We start from the raw sequence: 17,761 nt of genomic DNA on the forward strand, positions 1-17,761 counted from the left end.
CTCCGTGTGAGAGGGCCTTGATCAGCCAGGTTTCCTATGACAACCGAAACGCGTTCCCTCTATAGTCAACTTCCGGCTATTGATCGCTTATTGCGCGATAGCTCCTTCCTTTCTTTGCGTGATACTTATGGTCACACCCGCGTGGTGGAATTGCTGCGTCAGATGCTTGACGAAGCGCGAGAAGTGATTCGTGACAGCCAGACGCTGCCCGCGTGGTGTGAAAACTGGGCGCAAGAAGTCGATGCCCGGTTGACGAAAGAGGCGCAAAGCGCGCTGCGTCCGGTGATCAACCTGACGGGAACCGTGCTGCATACCAACCTTGGGCGAGCTTTACAGGCGGAAGCCGCGGTGGAAGCCGTTACGAAGGCTATGCGTTCGCCAGTGACCCTCGAGTACGATCTGGACGACGCCGGACGCGGACATCGCGATCGGGCGCTGGCGCAGCTGCTGTGCCGTATTACGGGGGCGGAAGATGCCTGTATTGTTAATAACAATGCGGCGGCGGTGTTATTGATGTTGGCGGCCACTGCCAGCGGGAAAGAGGTGGTGGTTTCTCGCGGCGAACTGGTGGAGATTGGCGGCGCGTTTCGTATTCCTGATGTCATGCGTCAGGCAGGCTGCACCCTACACGAAGTGGGGACCACCAACCGCACGCACGCTAATGATTATCGCCAGGCGGTGAATGAAAATACCGCGCTGTTGATGAAAGTACATACCAGTAACTACAGCATTCAGGGATTCACCAAAGCGATAGATGAAGCGGAACTGGTGGCGCTCGGCAAAGAGCTGGATGTCCCCGTAGTGACTGATTTAGGCAGTGGCTCGCTGGTCGATCTTAGCCAGTACGGTTTGCCGAAAGAGCCAATGCCGCAGGAGTTGATTGCGGCGGGCGTCAGTCTGGTGAGCTTCTCCGGCGACAAGTTGTTAGGCGGGCCGCAGGCAGGAATTATTGTTGGTAAAAAAGAGATGATCGCCCGACTGCAAAGCCACCCGCTGAAGCGTGCATTACGCGCGGATAAAATGACCCTTGCGGCGCTGGAAGCCACGTTGCGTCTTTATTTACACTCTGAAGCGCTGAGTGAAAAATTACCGACCCTGCGCCTGCTTACCCGCAGCGCAGAGGTCATTCAAATCCAGGCACAACGTTTACAGGCTCCCCTTGCCGCACATTACGGCGCGGAGTTTGCGGTACAGGTTATGCCATGTCTTTCGCAGATTGGCAGTGGTTCGCTGCCGGTTGATCGCCTGCCGAGCGCGGCATTAACGTTTACACCCCATGATGGACGCGGTAGCCACCTTGAGTCATTAGCCGCCCGCTGGCGTGAATTGCCAGTGCCGGTGATTGGTCGTATTTATGACGGACGATTGTGGCTGGATTTACGCTGCCTTGAAGATGAGCAACGGTTTTTGGAGATGTTGTTGAAATGATTATTGCGACTGCCGGACACGTTGACCACGGCAAAACAACCTTGTTGCAGGCGATTACGGGCGTAAATGCCGACCGTCTGCCGGAAGAAAAAAAGCGCGGCATGACCATCGATCTCGGCTATGCCTACTGGCCGCAGCCGGATGGTCGCGTGCCTGGTTTTATCGACGTACCCGGTCATGAAAAGTTTCTTTCCAACATGCTGGCGGGCGTTGGTGGTATTGATCACGCGCTGTTGGTGGTGGCGTGCGATGACGGCGTGATGGCACAGACCCGTGAGCATCTGGCGATTTTGCAGCTGACCGGTAACCCGATGCTGACAGTGGCGCTGACCAAAGCCGATCGCGTGGACGAAGCGCGTGTTGATGAGGTTGAACGCCAGGTAAAGGAGGTGCTGCGGGAATACGGTTTTGCTGAGGCAAAACTGTTTATCACCGCAGCAACCGAAGGTCGGGGAATTGATGCCCTGCGCGAGCATCTGCTTCAGTTACCAGAACGTGAACACGCCAGCCAACATAGTTTCCGCCTCGCGATCGACCGTGCATTTACCGTAAAAGGTGCCGGGCTGGTCGTCACCGGTACGGCGTTAAGCGGGGAAGTGAAGGTAGGCGATTCACTATGGCTGACTGGTGTAAATAAACCGATGCGCGTGCGTGCGCTACATGCGCAAAATCAGCCAACAGAAACTGCCCATGCCGGGCAGCGTATCGCGCTTAACATCGCGGGTGATGCGGAAAAAGAGCAGATTAACCGTGGCGACTGGCTGCTTGCCGATGTGCCGCCGGAGCCGTTCACACGGGTGATTGTCGAGCTTCAAACCCATACACCGCTGACCCAGTGGCAGCCGCTGCATATTCACCACGCCGCCAGCCACGTTACGGGACGCGTTTCGCTGCTGGAAGATAACCTTGCCGAGCTGGTGTTCGACACGCCGCTGTGGCTGGCGGATAACGATCGCTTAGTGCTGCGCGATATCTCGGCCCGCAACACGCTGGCGGGGGCGCGTGTGGTGATGCTTAACCCGCCGCGCCGCGGTAAGCGTAAGCCGGAATATCTGCAATGGCTGGCGTCTCTTGCACGGGCGCAGAGCGATGCCGATGCGTTATCTGTTCATCTGGAACGCGGCGCGGTTAACCTTGCGGATTTCGCCTGGGCACGGCAGCTCAACGGCGAAGGGATGCGCGAACTGCTGCAACAGCCTGGTTATATTCAGGCTGGTTACAGCTTGTTGAATGCGCCAGTTGCCGCCCGCTGGCAGCGGAAAATTCTCGACACATTAGCGACTTATCATGAGCAACATCGCGATGAACCTGGTCCTGGGCGCGAACGTCTGCGACGTATGGCGTTGCCAATGGAAGATGACGCGCTGGTACTGTTGCTGATTGAAAAGATGCGCGAAAGCGGCGACATCCACAGCCATCACGGCTGGCTGCATCTGCCGGATCATAAAGCGGGCTTCAGCGAAGAGCAGCAGGCCATCTGGCAAAAAGCAGAGCCGCTGTTTGGTGACGAGCCATGGTGGGTGCGTGACCTGGCAAAAGAGACGGGAACCGACGAGCAGGCAATGCGCCTGACGCTACGCCAGGCGGCGCAACAGGGGATAATTACTGCGATCGTCAAAGATCGTTATTACCGTAACGATCGGATTGTCGAATTTGCCAATATGATCCGCGATCTCGATCAGGAATGCGGTTCAACCTGCGCGGCGGATTTCCGCGATCGCTTAGGCGTAGGCCGCAAGCTGGCAATTCAGATTCTGGAATATTTTGACCGTATTGGCTTTACGCGTCGTCGTGGAAATGATCATTTATTGCGCGACGCATTATTATTTCCGGAAAAATAAGGAAATGATTAATTCATAATAAATATGAATTAATACAAAATTTCTTATTAATGTTAAGAAGGCACGTTATTTGATGAATGTAACGTGCTTTTTATTAAAAATATTTTAATAAACGGTAATGTTGATCATATTTTCAAATGAAAATCCTCAGTAAGCTGCCCGCCCTTTTTTACACTTTCAGGAGTGTGTTATGGCAGCTTCAACCTTTTTTATTCCTTCCGTGAATGTTATTGGTGCTGATTCATTGAATGATGCAATGAATATGATGGCAGATTATGGATTTACCCGTACCTTAATTGTCACCGACAATATGTTAACGAAATTGGGTATGGCGGGTGATGTGCAAAAAGCACTGGAAGAACGCAATATTTTTAGCGTTATTTATGATGGCACCCAACCTAACCCCACCACGGAAAACGTCGCCGCAGGTTTGAAATTACTTAAAGAAAATAATTGCGATAGCGTGATTTCTTTAGGCGGTGGTTCTCCACACGACTGCGCAAAAGGTATTGCGCTGGTTGCAGCCAACGGCGGTGACATCCGCGATTATGAAGGCGTTGACCGCTCTGCAAAACCGCAGCTGCCGATGATCGCCATCAACACCACGGCGGGTACGGCCTCTGAAATGACCCGTTTCTGCATCATCACTGACGAAGCGCGTCACATCAAAATGGCGATTGTGGATAAACATGTAACTCCGCTGCTTTCTGTCAATGACTCCTCTCTGATGATTGGTATGCCGAAGTCACTGACCGCCGCAACGGGTATGGATGCCTTAACGCACGCTATCGAAGCGTATGTTTCTATTGCCGCCACGCCGATCACTGACGCTTGTGCACTGAAAGCCGTGACCATGATTGCCGAAAACCTGCCGTTAGCCGTTGAAGATGGCAGTAATGCGAAAGCGCGTGAAGCAATGGCTTATGCCCAGTTCCTCGCCGGTATGGCGTTCAATAATGCTTCTCTGGGTTATGTTCATGCGATGGCGCACCAGCTGGGCGGTTTCTACAACCTGCCACACGGTGTATGTAACGCCGTTTTGCTGCCGCATGTTCAGGTATTCAACAGCAAAGTCGCCGCTGCACGTCTGCGTGATTGTGCCGCTGCAATGGGCGTGAACGTGACAGGTAAAAACGACGCGGAAGGTGCTGAAGCCTGCATTAACGCCATCCGTGAACTGGCGAAGAAAGTGGATATCCCGGCAGGCCTACGCGACCTGAACGTGAAAGAAGAAGATTTCGCGGTTCTGGCGACTAATGCCCTGAAAGATGCCTGCGGCTTTACTAACCCGATTCAGGCAACTCACGAAGAAATTGTGGCGATTTATCGCGCAGCGATGTAATCATCATTCCCACAACGGCTGGCGAGTTGTCAGCCGCTTTTTCAACTATCTCAAAACTTGCTTTTTTTGAGATAGTTTCTCTTTCCTGCTATACACTATCTCAATATTGCGCTTTTTTGAGATAAGCACATGGCTATCAAATCACCTCCCGGACTTATTCCTTTATCACACTTATCGGGTGAGGAACTCCTGGCCCACCTGCGCTTTAACCGGGTTACCGATGAAAAAGGACGTTATCTGCCTTTTGATGAGTTGCAGTACCGCATCAAAAAAGGAGAAAACGTCGATGTGGCGTGGACGCTTACCCGTCTGGCGCGCAACGCGGCGATCCAACGAATTAATTATTGCAATGAAGCGGGTGAACAGGCCGGATTCAACATTACCCCGGTGATTGCAGAAGCGTGCGAGCTTGTCGACAAACGTGCTACCGCGCTGGCGCTGAAAGATCAGACTGAACGGTTACGCGGGGCCGGAGCCGAGTTAAGCCAGTTACGCCTGGAAGAGCCGATCACCAGCTCCCAGCTGGAAGGTGCGAATACTACAACGCTGGTGGCGAGAAAAATGCTGGAAACAGGGCGGTCGCCACGCACTGAAGACGAGCATATGATTGCGGGAAATGCCCGGCTGATGGCGGAAATTCCGCACTTACTCGCAGAACCGCTGACACCTGCGCTTATTCGCCAGTTACATGCCATTGGTATGGGTGGAATCAATGACGCGAAATATCGTCCGGGAGAATTTCGTGAAACAGATGATGTTGTGATCGCCGACTATGATGGCAATATAGTGCATCAACCGTCCGCTGCGGCATTGTTACCGGAACGGCTGGAAAAAGTTTGCCAGTGGTTAAACAGCCATGAAGGGTATATTCATCCGTTGGTCCGTGCCTGCATTCTGCATTTTATGCTGGCCCATGAACATCCATTTCGCGATGGCAACGGGCGCACCAGTCGGGCGCTGTTTTACTGGTATATGCTGAAATCGGGCTACGATGTCTTTAAATATATTTCCATCAGCAGTTTGCTTCATGCTGCACCGGTCAAATATGCCGCCAGCTACCAGTACACTGAATCAGATGGTATGGATCTGACTTATTTCCTTGAATATCAGGCGGGTGTCATTAAACGTGCTCTGCAAAACTGGCAGCAGCATATCGATGAAATTACACAACGAAGCGCAAAACTCGATAGTGTGCTGTTTAGCTCTGGTGTGCTTAAACGCCTGAATCCGCGCCAGGTAACGCTCCTGAATGTGATGCTCGCCAATCCGGGGAAAGAGTACACAGTTGCTGAAATTAGTGTGAGTCTGAGCGTCTCGGATAATACGGCGCGGACCGATTTACGGACAATTGTTAAAGAAGGATTCGCGCAAGAGAAAAGAATTAATAACCAGCAAGCAGTGTACGTCGCACACTACCCGCTGTAGCTTTTGCCCGTAAATTCGTGATAGCCGTCGTAAAGCTGTTACCGACTGGCGAAGATTTCGCCAGTCACGTCTACCCTTGTTATACCTCACACAGCAAGGAGACGATCATGACCAATAATCCCCCTTCAGCACAGATTAAGCCCGGCGAGTATGGTTTCCCCCTCAAATTAAAAGCCCGCTACGACAACTTTATCGGTGGCGAATGGGTAGCGCCTGCCGATGGCGAGTATTACCAGAACCTGACGCCGGTGACCGGGCAGCTACTGTGCGAAGTGGCGTCTTCGGGCAAACGAGACATCGATCTGGCGCTGGATGCTGCGCATAAAGTGAAAGATAAATGGGCGCACACCTCGGTGCAGGATCGCGCGGCGATTCTGTTTAAGATTGCCGATCGAATGGAACAAAACCTTGAACTTTTAGCGACGGCAGAAACCTGGGATAACGGCAAACCCATTCGCGAAACCAGTGCTGCCGACGTGCCGCTGGCGATTGATCATTTTCGCTATTTCGCCTCGTGTATTCGGGCGCAGGAAGGTGGGATCAGTGAAGTGGATAGCGAAACCGTGGCCTATCATTTCCATGAACCGTTAGGCGTGGTGGGGCAGATTATCCCGTGGAACTTCCCGCTGCTGATGGCGAGCTGGAAAATGGCTCCCGCGCTGGCGGCTGGCAACTGTGTGGTGCTGAAACCCGCACGTCTTACTCCGCTTTCTGTACTGCTGCTAATGGAAATCGTCGGTGATTTACTGCCGCCAGGGGTGGTGAACGTGGTCAACGGCGCAGGTGGGGAAATTGGCGAATATCTGGCGACCTCGAAACGCATCGCCAAAGTGGCGTTTACCGGCTCAACGGAAGTGGGCCAACAAATTATGCAATACGCCACGCAAAACATTATTCCGGTGACGCTGGAGCTGGGCGGCAAATCGCCAAATATCTTCTTTGCTGATGTGATGGATGAAGAAGATGCCTTTTTCGATAAAGCGCTGGAAGGCTTTGCACTGTTTGCCTTTAACCAGGGCGAAGTTTGCACCTGTCCAAGCCGTGCTTTAGTGCAGGAGTCTATCTACGAACGCTTTATGGAACGCGCTATCCGCCGTGTCGAAAGCATTCGCAGCGGTAACCCGCTCGACAGCGTGACGCAAATGGGCGCGCAGGTTTCTCACGGGCAACTGGAAACCATCCTCAACTACATTGATATCGGTAAAAAAGAGGGCGCTGATGTGCTCACCGGCGGGCGACGCAAGCTGCTGGAAGGCGAACTGAAAGACGGCTACTACCTCGAACCGACGATTCTGTTTGGTCAGAACAATATGCGCGTGTTCCAGGAGGAGATTTTTGGCCCGGTGCTGGCGGTAACCACCTTCAAAACGATGGAAGAAGCGCTGGAGCTGGCGAACGATACGCAATATGGTCTGGGCGCGGGCGTCTGGAGCCGCAACGGTAATCTGGCCTATAAGATGGGGCGCGGCATTCAGGCAGGGCGCGTGTGGACCAACTGTTATCACGCTTACCCGGCACATGCGGCGTTTGGCGGCTACAAACAATCAGGCATTGGCCGTGAAACCCACAAAATGATGCTTGAGCATTACCAGCAAACCAAGTGCCTGCTGGTGAGCTACTCGGATAAACCGTTGGGGCTGTTCTGATGTGAAAGGCTGCCCGGCGTGTATTGCCGGGCACTCTCAGGTATGGCTACTGCCCGTAATAGGCATTGGCCCCATGCTTACGCAGGTAGTGCTTATCCAGCAGTTCGTTTTGCATCGCAGGGAGCTGTGGCGCAAGCTGGCGCGAGAACAGACCCATATAGGCGCACTCTTCCAGTACCACGGCGTTATGCACCGCATCGGCGGCATTTTTTCCCCAGGCGAACGGGCCGTGAGAATGCACCAGTACCGCCGGGATTTGTGCCGGGTTCAACCCACGCTCTTCGAAGGTTTTAATGATCACTTCGCCGGTCTGGTATTCATACTCGCCGTTGATCTCTTCTGCGGTCATCAGGCGCGTGCAGGGGATGGCTCCGTAAAAATAATCGGCGTGAGTAGTGCCCCAGGCGGGGAGATCAAGTCCGGCCTGCGACCAGATGGTGGCGTGGCGCGAGTGGGTATGCACTATGCCGCCAATCTCCGCAAAGCGACGGTAAAGCGCCAGATGCGTTGGCGTGTCGGAAGAGGGCTTTTTGCTGCCTTCCACCACCTTGCCGCTGGCTATCTCAACCACCACCATATCGTCGGCGGTCATTACCTCATACTCAACGCCGGAAGGCTTAATCACCATCCATTGCCGCGTTTCGTCTATCGCGCTGACATTGCCCCAGGTGAACGTCACCAGATGATGAACGGGAAGCGCCAGGTTTGCCGCCAGCACGTCAGCTTTCAGTTGCTCTAACATATAAATCCGGCCTCCTGCATACGCGCTTCAATCCAGCGCCGCGCCTGAATAATCTCCAGCACCGGCTCTTTGGCTTTTTCGGTCCACATTTCAATCAGAAATGATCCGCGATAGTTCAGCTCATGCAGCGTTTTGAAGATGCCAACAAAATCGACACAGCCTTCGCCAAACGGCACATCGCGGAACTGTCCGGGGCTATGTTCGGTAACGGGTTGAGTGTCTTTCAGGTGGATGGCGGCGATACGGTCGATGCCCAGTTTCAGTTCGGCGGGAACATCATTGCCCCAGGCGCTGAGATTGCCTACGTCCGGGTAAACGGTGAACCACGGTGACGCAAGCATTTCGTCCCACTTTTTCCATTTGCTGATAGAGTTCATAAACGCGGTGTCCATAATCTCCACCGCCAGCATGACTTGTGATGCCGCTGCCTGTTCAACCGCCCACGCCAGCCCTTCAGCAAACCGTTGCTGGGTGCCTTCGTCATGATCCTCGTAATAGACGTCGTAACCTGCCAGTTGAATAGTACGAATGCCGAGATCGCGCGCCAGGCGAATCGCTTTACTCATAATCTCCCGCGCCCGCTGGCGCACGGCGTCGTCCCGGCTACCAAAAGGAAAACGACGATGTGCGGACAGGCACATTGACGGAATAGCAACACCCGTTTCGATCATCGCAGTGACCAGCGAAGCACGTTGTGCGGCGCTCCAGTCAAGACGTGACAACCGTTCGTCGGTTTCATCCACCGACATTTCGACAAAATCAAAACCACAGCTTTTTGCCAGCACCAGCCGCTCCGGCCAGGAGAGATCTTTCGCCAGCGCTTTTTCATAAATGCCTAACGGATGATTACGCACGCTTGCCTCCCCAGATGGAGTCGATTTGCGCATGGAAATCGCCAGCCACTTGCGCCGGATTTGCTGCGCCTGCCAGCGCCCGTCCGGCAATAAACGCTTTCACGCGGATCTCTTTAAACAGCGGCAGGTCAGCAGGGGTAATCCCGCCGGTAATGGAAAGCTCAAGGCCGATATCGGAAAGCGCCTTCATGCGTGCCAGATCGGCCTCGCCCCACTGTTGCCCGCTGGCCTGCGCGTCACGACCACGATGATAAATGGCCTGCCGCACGCCAATACGATGCCAGTCACGGGCATCGTCCAGCGTCCAGTTGCCGAACAGCTCGATCTGGATTTCACCGCCGCAGCGTTGCGCCATCGCGTGGCCTTTTTCCACCGTGGCGAGCGGCGCGGCGCAGATGATGGTCATCCAGTTAGCGCCTGCGCCAAATGCCTGTTGCGCGAGCGTTTCACCCGCGTCGGCGACCTTCCAGTCGGCAACGATGATTTTGTCAGGGCACTGTTCGCGCAAGGCTTTCACGGCGCCAAGCCCTTCGTTTAAACAGAGAATGGTGCCTGCTTCGACAATATCGACGCTGTCTTTTAACCGCGTCACGTCGCGCTGCGCGGCTTCAAGTGATGAGTGGTCGAGGGCCAGTTGCAGAAGTGGTCGACTCATAATGTGTGCTCCTTGATGCGGGCGTGATAACCCTGAAGTGCGGTAATGAGATGTTGATAGCGTTGGTATTTTTGTTGGTAAAGCTGATGGGCGGCCATATCCGGCAGCAGGGTGCGTACCGGGTGTCGCAAGTCACGTTGGGCTTCGCTGAAATCGCGATAAACCCCGGTACCGACGCGGGCGGCAAGTGCCGCACCAAAGCAGCCGGTTTCTTCCACCTGCGGCAGCTCGATACGCAGACCGCTGACGTCCGCCAGCATTTGCATCCAGACATCGGAGTGCGCCGGGCCGCCAGTGACGCGCAGGGTGTGCACATCAGTAAAACGTTCGCGCATCCGGTTGAGATGGGTCATATGGCTGAACACCACCCCTTCATAGATGGCCTGTAAGAGGTGTGCACGGGTGTGAATGGCCTGCATCCCGTAGAAACCACTGGTCATTTCGAGTCCGGCGTTGCTGCCGTACAGGAACGGCAGGAAGAAGAGATCGCCACCGGCTTTCGGCAAACTGGCAACGGCCTGATTAATCTCAGCAAATGAGATTTCTCCCCACTGTGCGGTAAACCATTCGAGATTGCCGGAAGAGGTGGGGCTGGCTTCGTGAACGATAAATTGACCATCGTTAACGTAGCGACCATAGACATACGGATGCGCTTCACCGTCACGTAAACCGTGGGTTATGCCGCTGGTCACCGCCCAGGTCCCCATCACCGCATTGAGGGTGAATTCGTCTTCGAGTCCGGCGCAGAGTGCGGTGGAAACCACATCAAACAGGCCGCCGACAACGGGGGTACCCGCTTTCAGACCGGTCAGTACGGCTGTCTGAGCGGTGATTTCCCCGCAGATTTCGGCAGATCCGACAACAGGCGGCAGGGCGTGATTGATTTCAGCGATCCCCAGCCAGTCGGTAAGGTACGGGTCATATTCCCCGCGACCCATGTTGTAGAGATTGGACTCAGAAATATTGCTCTCTTCGCAACCTTTGACGCCGGTTAAACACCAGCGCAGGTAGTCGTGCGTCATCATCACGCAGCCAATTTGCGCGTAGCGTTCTGGTTTGTGCTCTTTCAGCCAGCGTAACAGCGACACCGGATGCCCGGTCCATAAGGTTTGTCGGGTCAGCGGATAGAGTTTTTCCGGGATGCCATCTTTCTGCCAGCGACGAACGATTTCCATCGCCCGGCGATCCGAGGACAAAATGGCGTTACCGAGCGGTTTGTCGTTTTTATCAAGTAGAAATAAGCCCTTTCCCTGCGCGGAGATGCCGATACCGACAATTTGTTCCCCGCTGACGCCAGAATGGGTAAGCAGGGCGCGAATGACAGCAGTGCAACATTGCCACAGTTCTGCCATGTCGCGCTCTGCCCAGCCTGGCTGTGGACTTAATGCGCACAGCGGCAGGCGCTGCACGCCCGCCTCCCGGCCTTCTCGGTCATACAGCCCGGCTTTCAGCCAGCTACCGCCACAATCTAACCCCAGCCAGTATTGCGTCATGGTTTATTGCACCTCATCCACGGCTTTCAGCAGATCAGCACCCTGCGGAACATCTTTAACAAACATGTCACGGACCTGGGTACCCAGCGCATCGCTAAAGGCTTTGCGGTCGAGATCGGTGATGACTTCCACGCCCGCTTCTTTCATACCGTCGATGATTTTTTGCTGATCTTCGGCGACCAGTTTGCGCTGATAGCTACCCGCTTCCTGTGCAGATGAGATCAGTGCTTGCTGGAACTCCGGGGTTAAGCCATCAAACTTCGCTTTGTTGATCACCACCAGAAGCGGCGAATAGGCGTGATGGGTCAGAGAAAGGTACTTCTGCACTTCATAAAATTTTGCTGACCAGACGACGTTGATCGGGTGTTCCTGAGCGTCGATAGTGCGGGTTTCCAGCCCGGTATAGACTTCGGCAAACGGCATCGGGATCGGGTTAGCGCCAAAAACTTTAAATGCAGCGATATTCATCGGGCTGTTGTTGGTGCGGATTTTCAACCCTTTCAGGTCGGCAGGCGTTTTGACCGGTGCACGCGAGTTGGTGACATCGCGCCAGCCGTTTTCCCAGTAGGCCAGTACTTTCAGCCCCTTACCTTCAAGGGAGACTTTCAGGTCATCACCGACTTTGCCGTCGAGCGTTTTATGCGCGTGAGCGGTATCGCGGAACAGGAACGGGACATCGAGCAGGTTGATGACGGGCGAGAGTCCCGTAAAGTTGTTAGAGCCAGACATCTCCATATCAATAGTGCCGCCACGCACGCCGCTGATCATCGCCTGCGCATTACCAAGGGTGCTATCCGGGAACAGTTTTAATTTCAGTTCGCCTTTGGTTTTTTCCTGCAGTAATTCATTAAATTTTTTCGCCGCAATATGTTGTGAATCGGTTTGTGAGGTTTCATAACCGAAACGTAATGATTGTGCCGCCAGAGAAGATGTGCTGAACGTCGCCACTCCGGCAATTAATAAAGCGTAGGTTACAGAACGTAATTTCATTATGATTTCCTTTTAACTCATCCATTTAAGAGGAGCGGTAATGAGCTCCGGTATAAAAATAAATAATGCTAACAACATGAATAAAACCATGACGTAAGGCGCAACGCCTTTTACCGCATCGTCAAATTTAAGTTTCGCCACGCCGCATACCACGTTAAGAACATTACCGACTGGAGGCGTAATCAGTGATATTGAACAGTTGATAATAAACATGATGCCGAAATAGACCGGATCTATTCCCGCTTCTTTCACTAATGGCATTAATACTGGTGTAAGAATTAATACGGTAGGCGTTAAGTCCATGACCGTACTGATCACCATAATAGCGAGCATAATGACGATGAATAATAAGCGAGGCGAATCAACCAACGGTTGTAATAGCTCCGATACCATCATGGGTAATTCGGCGATCGTAATAAGCCATGCAGATACCGCAGCAGAGGCCACCAGGAACATCACCACGGATGTGGTTTTTGCCGCGTTAATCAGCACATGATAAAGCGTGGAGAAGGTCATCTCGCGATAGACCACCACCGAGACGAACAGAGCGTAGAAGGCGGCAACCGCGCCTGCTTCGGTCGGTGTAAATAACCCCGAACGGAAACCGCCAATAATAATTATCGGTAAAAAGAGCGCCCAAATACCGGAAACTAAGGATTGCCAGACTTCTCGCAGTGAGGCTTTCGGCTGACAAGGTAAATTCAGTCGTTTTGCCTGCCACCACCAGGTAACCATCAGCGTGACGCCCATCATGATGCCTGGCGCAATGCCCGCCATAAACAGTTTGCTGATGGAGAGTCCGCTGGAGACGCCGAAGATAATGAGTGGTATGGAAGGCGGGATAATGGCCGCAATAATCCCCCCGGAACCGATAAGCCCGGCGGCGCGGTTTACCGGATAGCTGGCCTGGCGCATCATCGGCACCAGCAGCGCCGCGACAGCTGCGGTATCAGCAACCGCAGAACCGGACAGGCTTGCCATGATCATCGCTGCCAGCACGCCCACGTAACCCAGACCGCCTGGCCTGTGGCCTACCAGTTTCATTGGCAAGTCGACGATACGTTGCGACAGGCCGCCCGCGTTCATGATCTCACCCGCCAGTACAAAGAAGGGGATGGCTAACAGGGAGAAGCTGTCTGCGCCATTTACCAACGTTTGTGCCAGAATTTGCACATCAAAGATATCCATCCAGAACATCAATGAAATGCCGCACAGTAATAATGCCCAGGCGATGGGAACGCCAATTGCGATAGCCCCTAACAAACTGACAATAAATATAAGGATTGTCATCGTCAGGCTCCTTGTTGGTTTCGGCTGGGGGTATTTGTGAACTGCCGGTATAAGTGACGCAATTCCAGCAATGCGATAATCAGACTGGTGGGGATAGCGGCGGCGTACATTAAGCCAATGGGGACGCCAAGAATGGGCGATAAGTTGCTCCAGTCTTGCGCTGTTTTTTCTATAGCGCCCCAGGCCAGCCCCAGACACAGCAATAAAATGAGCGTATGGGTTAGCAGCGAAACACGTTGTTGATTAGCCGGTGAGAGTTTTTCGACTAAAAAAGTAACCTGCACATGGCTGTTGTCCATATAAGCAACGATTGCGCCAATAAAGGTTAACCAGACAAATAAAAGTCGGGATAATTCATCAATCGATAATATACTTGTGTGGAATCCATATCGAAGAATGATATTAATAAAAATAATACAAGACAGTATTGCGATGATGATCGCAAGAATGCCTTCGAGTATCCGTTTCATAACGAGTCCTTCTGGTTATGCAATATTTTTTATGCGCTAATGTTGTTAATATTCGTAATAATTATCAGAAAACGGCTAATTAGATATTCAAAGTGATATATAAATGGTTCTGTTTAACGAGATTCATTCAGAGAGTGAATGCCGTTGCGTAATATTTCGATGCGATGGTGCACATCAGCCGTCGCATTTATTTCCAGTAGCTTGATCCCAGCAAAATGCAATGTTGACGATTCTGCTACATTAAATAACTCGCGAACATGATCTGTGGTCATCAGGCTTTCTGCGCAGAATGGTGCAAACGGTGCGTGTAAATCCTGCCATTCGCCGTATGCCCCGTTTAGCGTCGTACCAGAGAACATTAACGCGCCGAGTTTTCCGGCTTGTTTCGCCATTTGGGTGTGGGTCAGCGGCAGCGTTGTATTGCGCCCTTCAATGGCAGAGCGCGCCCAGTTGATACAGATGCTGATGTCATAATCGGTAATAACTTCCAGCACATTTTCTAAAGGCAAAAAGCCTTTTCGGGGGGAAGAAGATGTCATGGCGTCGCAGTGTTCCAGCACCAGCTTGCACGGCCAGTCCCAACTGGCGATTTCTTTCAATGAGCGGGCAAAAGCGTCCGTCGCTTGCATAACATTAGGATTCGTTGCTAACGGTGCAGCCTGGAGCTCCAGTGCGAGCACTTTATTAGCCTGCAATGAGTTGATTTTATTGAACAGGTGGCGATAGTACGCCACGCAGGCCTGGCGCTGTTCTTCATCACTGGAGGCGAGACCAAACCCGCTGTTTTCGCTGCGGCGACGCATGGTTTCCATCACTGCGGTGACGACAAATTTCCAGCTCTCTGGCGTATGACGGAGTAACCATTGATCGCCCAGCGGGTGAAAATTTTCCAGGCAAGGTTGTTCCAGCCCCAAAATGTCTGGAGTCTCAGATAATTGTCGCCAGAAATCCTTCTCTTCCTCTTCACTTCTTTGGTGAAAAGAAGGTGCACAGGGATACGCGCCGATAATATAACCGGCATTATTCGTTTTCATTATGTGCTCCAGTAATCATTTTTTATAAAGCAGCGAGGGCCACTTTAACCACGATCTTGCGTATTGCCGTAGTGGCATTTTTATTACATGCCGGGCGATGTACATCCTGCGGGAAGAAAATAGCGTAACTACCCGGTATCATTTCTATAAATGATTCATGTTTACTATCGTGATAAAAAATAATATCGCGCTGCTCTAATAGTGATTCGCTGACTTTATTGTTTCCCGTATCAATGGCAATGCCGATTTTCTCTTCACCCCACGCCAGAAACTGAATATCGATATACCGACGATGCACTTCCGGACGGTTTTCTACCGCCTCGCGTGTGGTTAAATCGATAATTTGCGCATAAATATTCTTGCCGTCGATTTCGACAACGCCCGGTTCCAGGGCGTTGAAGTCGGTGGTGCGCAGAAAATCGAGCGCCTTTTCAATGGCGGCGGGCAAACGGCACGGATTAGGCTGCGCGATATGTCCAAAAATCATGGCTTATCTCCTTATAACGCCTGGATTTTTGCCCACACGCTGTCATCAACGGTAATACCGTTACGGCGGTTTTCTGCCAGCAGGGTAGTAAATTCGTGGCCGGGTAAACGAATAGCCTGGTTTTCGTCAGCACGCTCGGCACTGGTAACGTAATCCATAATGCGTTGCAGTTTGGCATCGCGGGTGGGACCGTCGATAAGCTTGTCCACTTCAATGGCAATAAAAATTTGTGAAATGCCGTATTCGTCGCTGTTGTCCTCGGTGACTTCGGCAACCGATGCGCCGTCAGAAAGGAGGGTAGCGATCATATCCAGCACAATCGACATGCCCGAACCTTTCCAGTAGCCCATCGGCAAAATGCGGCGATTTTTCTCGATAACGCCAGGTTCTTTGGTCAAATTGCCCTCATCATCAAAGCCACCATCTACCGGGAGCTGACGACCAGCCAGGCGATTAACTTCTAACATGCCGTAAGAGAACATCGACATCGACATATCGACCATGGTGATCGGCGTGGAAGGAATGGCGACGATCAGCGGGTTGGTGCCGATGCGACACTCTTTTGCGCCCCACGGTGGCATTACGGCGATGGAGTTGGTCCAGCAAATGCCAATATAGCCTTTTTCCGCCGCCTGCCAGCCGTAGCTGCCGCCGCGCATCCAGTGGTTGGCATTACGTAGTGCCACCAGACCAATACCGTGATCGGCAGCCAGTTCAATGGCGCGATCCATCATCTTTTTCGCTGTCAGGTTACCGATCGAACGCTGGGCGTCCCACTGTTCAATTGCGCCGAGGCTGGTTATACGTTTGGGTTGGGCATCAGGAATGATATCGCCGTTTTCCAGTTGTTGAATGAAACGAGGGAAACGATTAACGCCGTGAGAATAAACGCCGGATTCGGTGGTGCGGGCGAACATCTCTGCACAGGCGTCAGCCGTTTCGTTGTCAACGCCGCGTGAAATTAAGACCCGATTAAAGGCTGCTTTTAACTGCTCAAATGTCACTTTCATCCCAGGCTTCCTTGTTTTTTTGATCGCTTTTTTGGCTTAAAATTTCAATATGCGAAACTTGATTTCAAATATATCGATCACTTTTTAACAAAGCAATCTGATTGATGAATTTCAAAAAACTTAAAAATCAAGTGGTTATAAATTATCTGTCGAGATCGTGAACTACGGCACACTTTGCGCTACCATCAGGACGCGACAAAATGGGGAAAGAAGTGATGGGAAAAAAAGAGAACGAGATGGCGCAGGAAAAAGAGCGCCCAGCCGGAAGCCAGAGTCTGTTTCGTGGGTTGATGCTGATTGAGATTTTGAGCAACTATCCAAACGGTTGTCCGTTGGCGCATCTTTCGGAGCTGGCTGGTTTAAATAAGAGTACCGTCCATCGCTTATTGCAGGGATTACAGTCCTGCGGCTATGTGACCACCGCGCCCGCCGCAGGGAGTTATCGCCTGACCACCAAATTTATTGCCGTCGGGCAGAAGGCGCTATCTTCGCTGAATATCATTCATATCGCCGCTCCGCATCTTGAGGCTCTGAACATCGCCACTGGTGAAACTATTAACTTCTCCAGCCGCGAAGACGATCACGCTATTTTGATTTATAAGTTGGAACCCACAACCGGGATGCTGCGAACCCGTGCCTATATAGGCCAGCATATGCCGCTCTACTGTTCCGCAATGGGCAAGATCTACATGGCGTTTGGTCACCCGGACTACGTGAAGTCATACTGGGAAAGCCATCAGCATGAGATCCAGCCGTTAACCCGCAATACCATTACCGAGCTGCCCGCGATGTTCGACGAACTGGCGCACATTCGTGAAAGTGGAGCGGCGATGGACAGAGAAGAAAACGAACTCGGCGTCTCCTGTATTGCTGTTCCGGTGTTTGATATTCATGGGCGGGTGCCGTACGCCGTGTCGATTTCGCTTTCGACATCACGTCTGAAACAGGTGGGAGAGAAAAATCTCCTGAAACCACTGCGTGAAACCGCGCAGGCTATTTCTAATGAACTGGGATTTACTGTCAGGGACGACCAGGGCGCGATTACATAACCCTT

The 17,761-nt window shown here is 52.5% G+C and carries 16 protein-coding genes; 6 read left to right on the forward strand and 10 right to left on the reverse strand.

Features of this window, described 5'->3' with window-relative positions:
* Positions 1 to 36: 36 nt before the first annotated feature.
* From selA to aldB, 5 genes are all read left to right on the forward strand, one after another.
* Entirely contained in the window at positions 37 to 1,428 is a 1,392-nt protein-coding gene (gene selA / locus EAS44_RS01375) for an L-seryl-tRNA(Sec) selenium transferase (RefSeq protein WP_000206263.1), read from the forward strand.
* Positions 1,425 to 3,269, forward strand: a complete 1,845-nt coding sequence (gene selB, locus EAS44_RS01380) for a selenocysteine-specific translation elongation factor (protein WP_000582432.1) — start codon at positions 1,425 to 1,427, stop codon at positions 3,267 to 3,269. Before selA ends, selB begins: the two co-directional genes overlap by 4 nt.
* Before the next feature lie 190 nt (positions 3,270 to 3,459).
* A complete protein-coding gene (gene yiaY / locus EAS44_RS01385; protein ID WP_000741500.1) occupies positions 3,460 to 4,611 on the forward strand; it encodes an L-threonine dehydrogenase in 1,152 nt (383 codons plus the stop codon).
* A 129-nt stretch (positions 4,612 to 4,740) separates the two neighbouring features.
* Positions 4,741 to 6,036, forward strand: coding sequence for a Fic family protein (locus EAS44_RS01390; protein WP_000985743.1), 1,296 nt, complete (start codon positions 4,741 to 4,743; stop codon positions 6,034 to 6,036).
* Between the two features lie 107 nt (positions 6,037 to 6,143).
* Positions 6,144 to 7,682, forward strand: a complete 1,539-nt coding sequence (gene aldB / locus EAS44_RS01395) for an aldehyde dehydrogenase AldB (protein ID WP_000183978.1) — start codon at positions 6,144 to 6,146, stop codon at positions 7,680 to 7,682.
* A 46-nt stretch (positions 7,683 to 7,728) separates the two neighbouring features.
* On the opposite strand, the gene araD is transcribed toward aldB, so the two are convergent.
* From araD to yiaK, 10 genes are all read right to left on the reverse strand, one after another.
* Positions 7,729 to 8,424: an L-ribulose-5-phosphate 4-epimerase gene (gene araD / locus EAS44_RS01400; RefSeq protein ID WP_000893156.1), complete on the reverse strand. Its 696-nt coding sequence runs from the start codon at positions 8,422 to 8,424 to the stop codon at positions 7,729 to 7,731.
* Entirely contained in the window at positions 8,418 to 9,278 is an 861-nt protein-coding gene (gene sgbU, locus EAS44_RS01405; protein WP_001297963.1) for an L-ribulose-5-phosphate 3-epimerase, read from the reverse strand. Before sgbU ends, araD begins: the two co-directional genes overlap by 7 nt.
* On the reverse strand, positions 9,271 to 9,933 hold the full coding sequence (ulaD, locus tag EAS44_RS01410; RefSeq protein ID WP_000089506.1) for a 3-keto-L-gulonate-6-phosphate decarboxylase UlaD: 663 nt from the start codon (positions 9,931 to 9,933) through the stop codon (positions 9,271 to 9,273). The genes sgbU and ulaD overlap by 8 nt, the downstream gene beginning before the upstream one ends.
* A complete protein-coding gene (gene lyxK, locus EAS44_RS01415; protein ID WP_000196108.1) occupies positions 9,930 to 11,426 on the reverse strand; it encodes an L-xylulokinase in 1,497 nt (498 codons plus the stop codon). The genes ulaD and lyxK overlap by 4 nt, the downstream gene beginning before the upstream one ends.
* 3 nt (positions 11,427 to 11,429) lie before the next feature.
* Complete coding sequence (gene yiaO, locus EAS44_RS01420) at positions 11,430 to 12,416, reverse strand: 2,3-diketo-L-gulonate TRAP transporter substrate-binding protein YiaO (RefSeq protein ID WP_000776928.1); 987 nt, start codon at positions 12,414 to 12,416, stop codon at positions 11,430 to 11,432.
* A 12-nt stretch (positions 12,417 to 12,428) separates the two neighbouring features.
* Complete coding sequence (yiaN, locus tag EAS44_RS01425; protein WP_000153844.1) at positions 12,429 to 13,706, reverse strand: 2,3-diketo-L-gulonate TRAP transporter large permease YiaN; 1,278 nt, start codon at positions 13,704 to 13,706, stop codon at positions 12,429 to 12,431.
* A 2-nt stretch (positions 13,707 to 13,708) separates the two neighbouring features.
* Positions 13,709 to 14,176, reverse strand: a complete 468-nt coding sequence (yiaM, locus tag EAS44_RS01430) for a 2,3-diketo-L-gulonate TRAP transporter small permease YiaM (RefSeq protein WP_000821445.1) — start codon at positions 14,174 to 14,176, stop codon at positions 13,709 to 13,711.
* Between the two features lie 113 nt (positions 14,177 to 14,289).
* Entirely contained in the window at positions 14,290 to 15,210 is a 921-nt protein-coding gene (locus EAS44_RS01435) for a DUF4862 family protein (RefSeq protein WP_000856282.1), read from the reverse strand.
* 22 nt (positions 15,211 to 15,232) lie between these two features.
* The gene (gene yiaL / locus EAS44_RS01440; RefSeq protein ID WP_000576094.1) at positions 15,233 to 15,697 is read right to left on the reverse strand and encodes a YhcH/YjgK/YiaL family protein; all 465 of its coding nucleotides are present in this window, start codon (positions 15,695 to 15,697) and stop codon (positions 15,233 to 15,235) included.
* Positions 15,698 to 15,708: 11 nt separating this feature from the next.
* Positions 15,709 to 16,707 carry a 3-dehydro-L-gulonate 2-dehydrogenase gene (gene yiaK, locus EAS44_RS01445; RefSeq protein WP_000869018.1) on the reverse strand — a complete coding sequence of 333 codons (999 nt, stop codon included), beginning with the start codon at positions 16,705 to 16,707 and terminating at the stop codon, positions 15,709 to 15,711.
* A gap of 200 nt (positions 16,708 to 16,907) precedes the next feature.
* On the opposite strand from yiaK, the gene yiaJ reads away from it, so the two are divergent.
* The gene (gene yiaJ / locus EAS44_RS01450) at positions 16,908 to 17,756 is read left to right on the forward strand and encodes an IclR family transcriptional regulator YiaJ (RefSeq protein ID WP_000514241.1); all 849 of its coding nucleotides are present in this window, start codon (positions 16,908 to 16,910) and stop codon (positions 17,754 to 17,756) included.
* The last annotated feature ends 5 nt before the right edge of the window (positions 17,757 to 17,761 follow it).

The organism is Escherichia coli DSM 30083 = JCM 1649 = ATCC 11775 (genome assembly GCF_003697165.2).
Taxonomy (GTDB): Bacteria; Pseudomonadota; Gammaproteobacteria; order Enterobacterales; family Enterobacteriaceae; genus Escherichia; species Escherichia coli.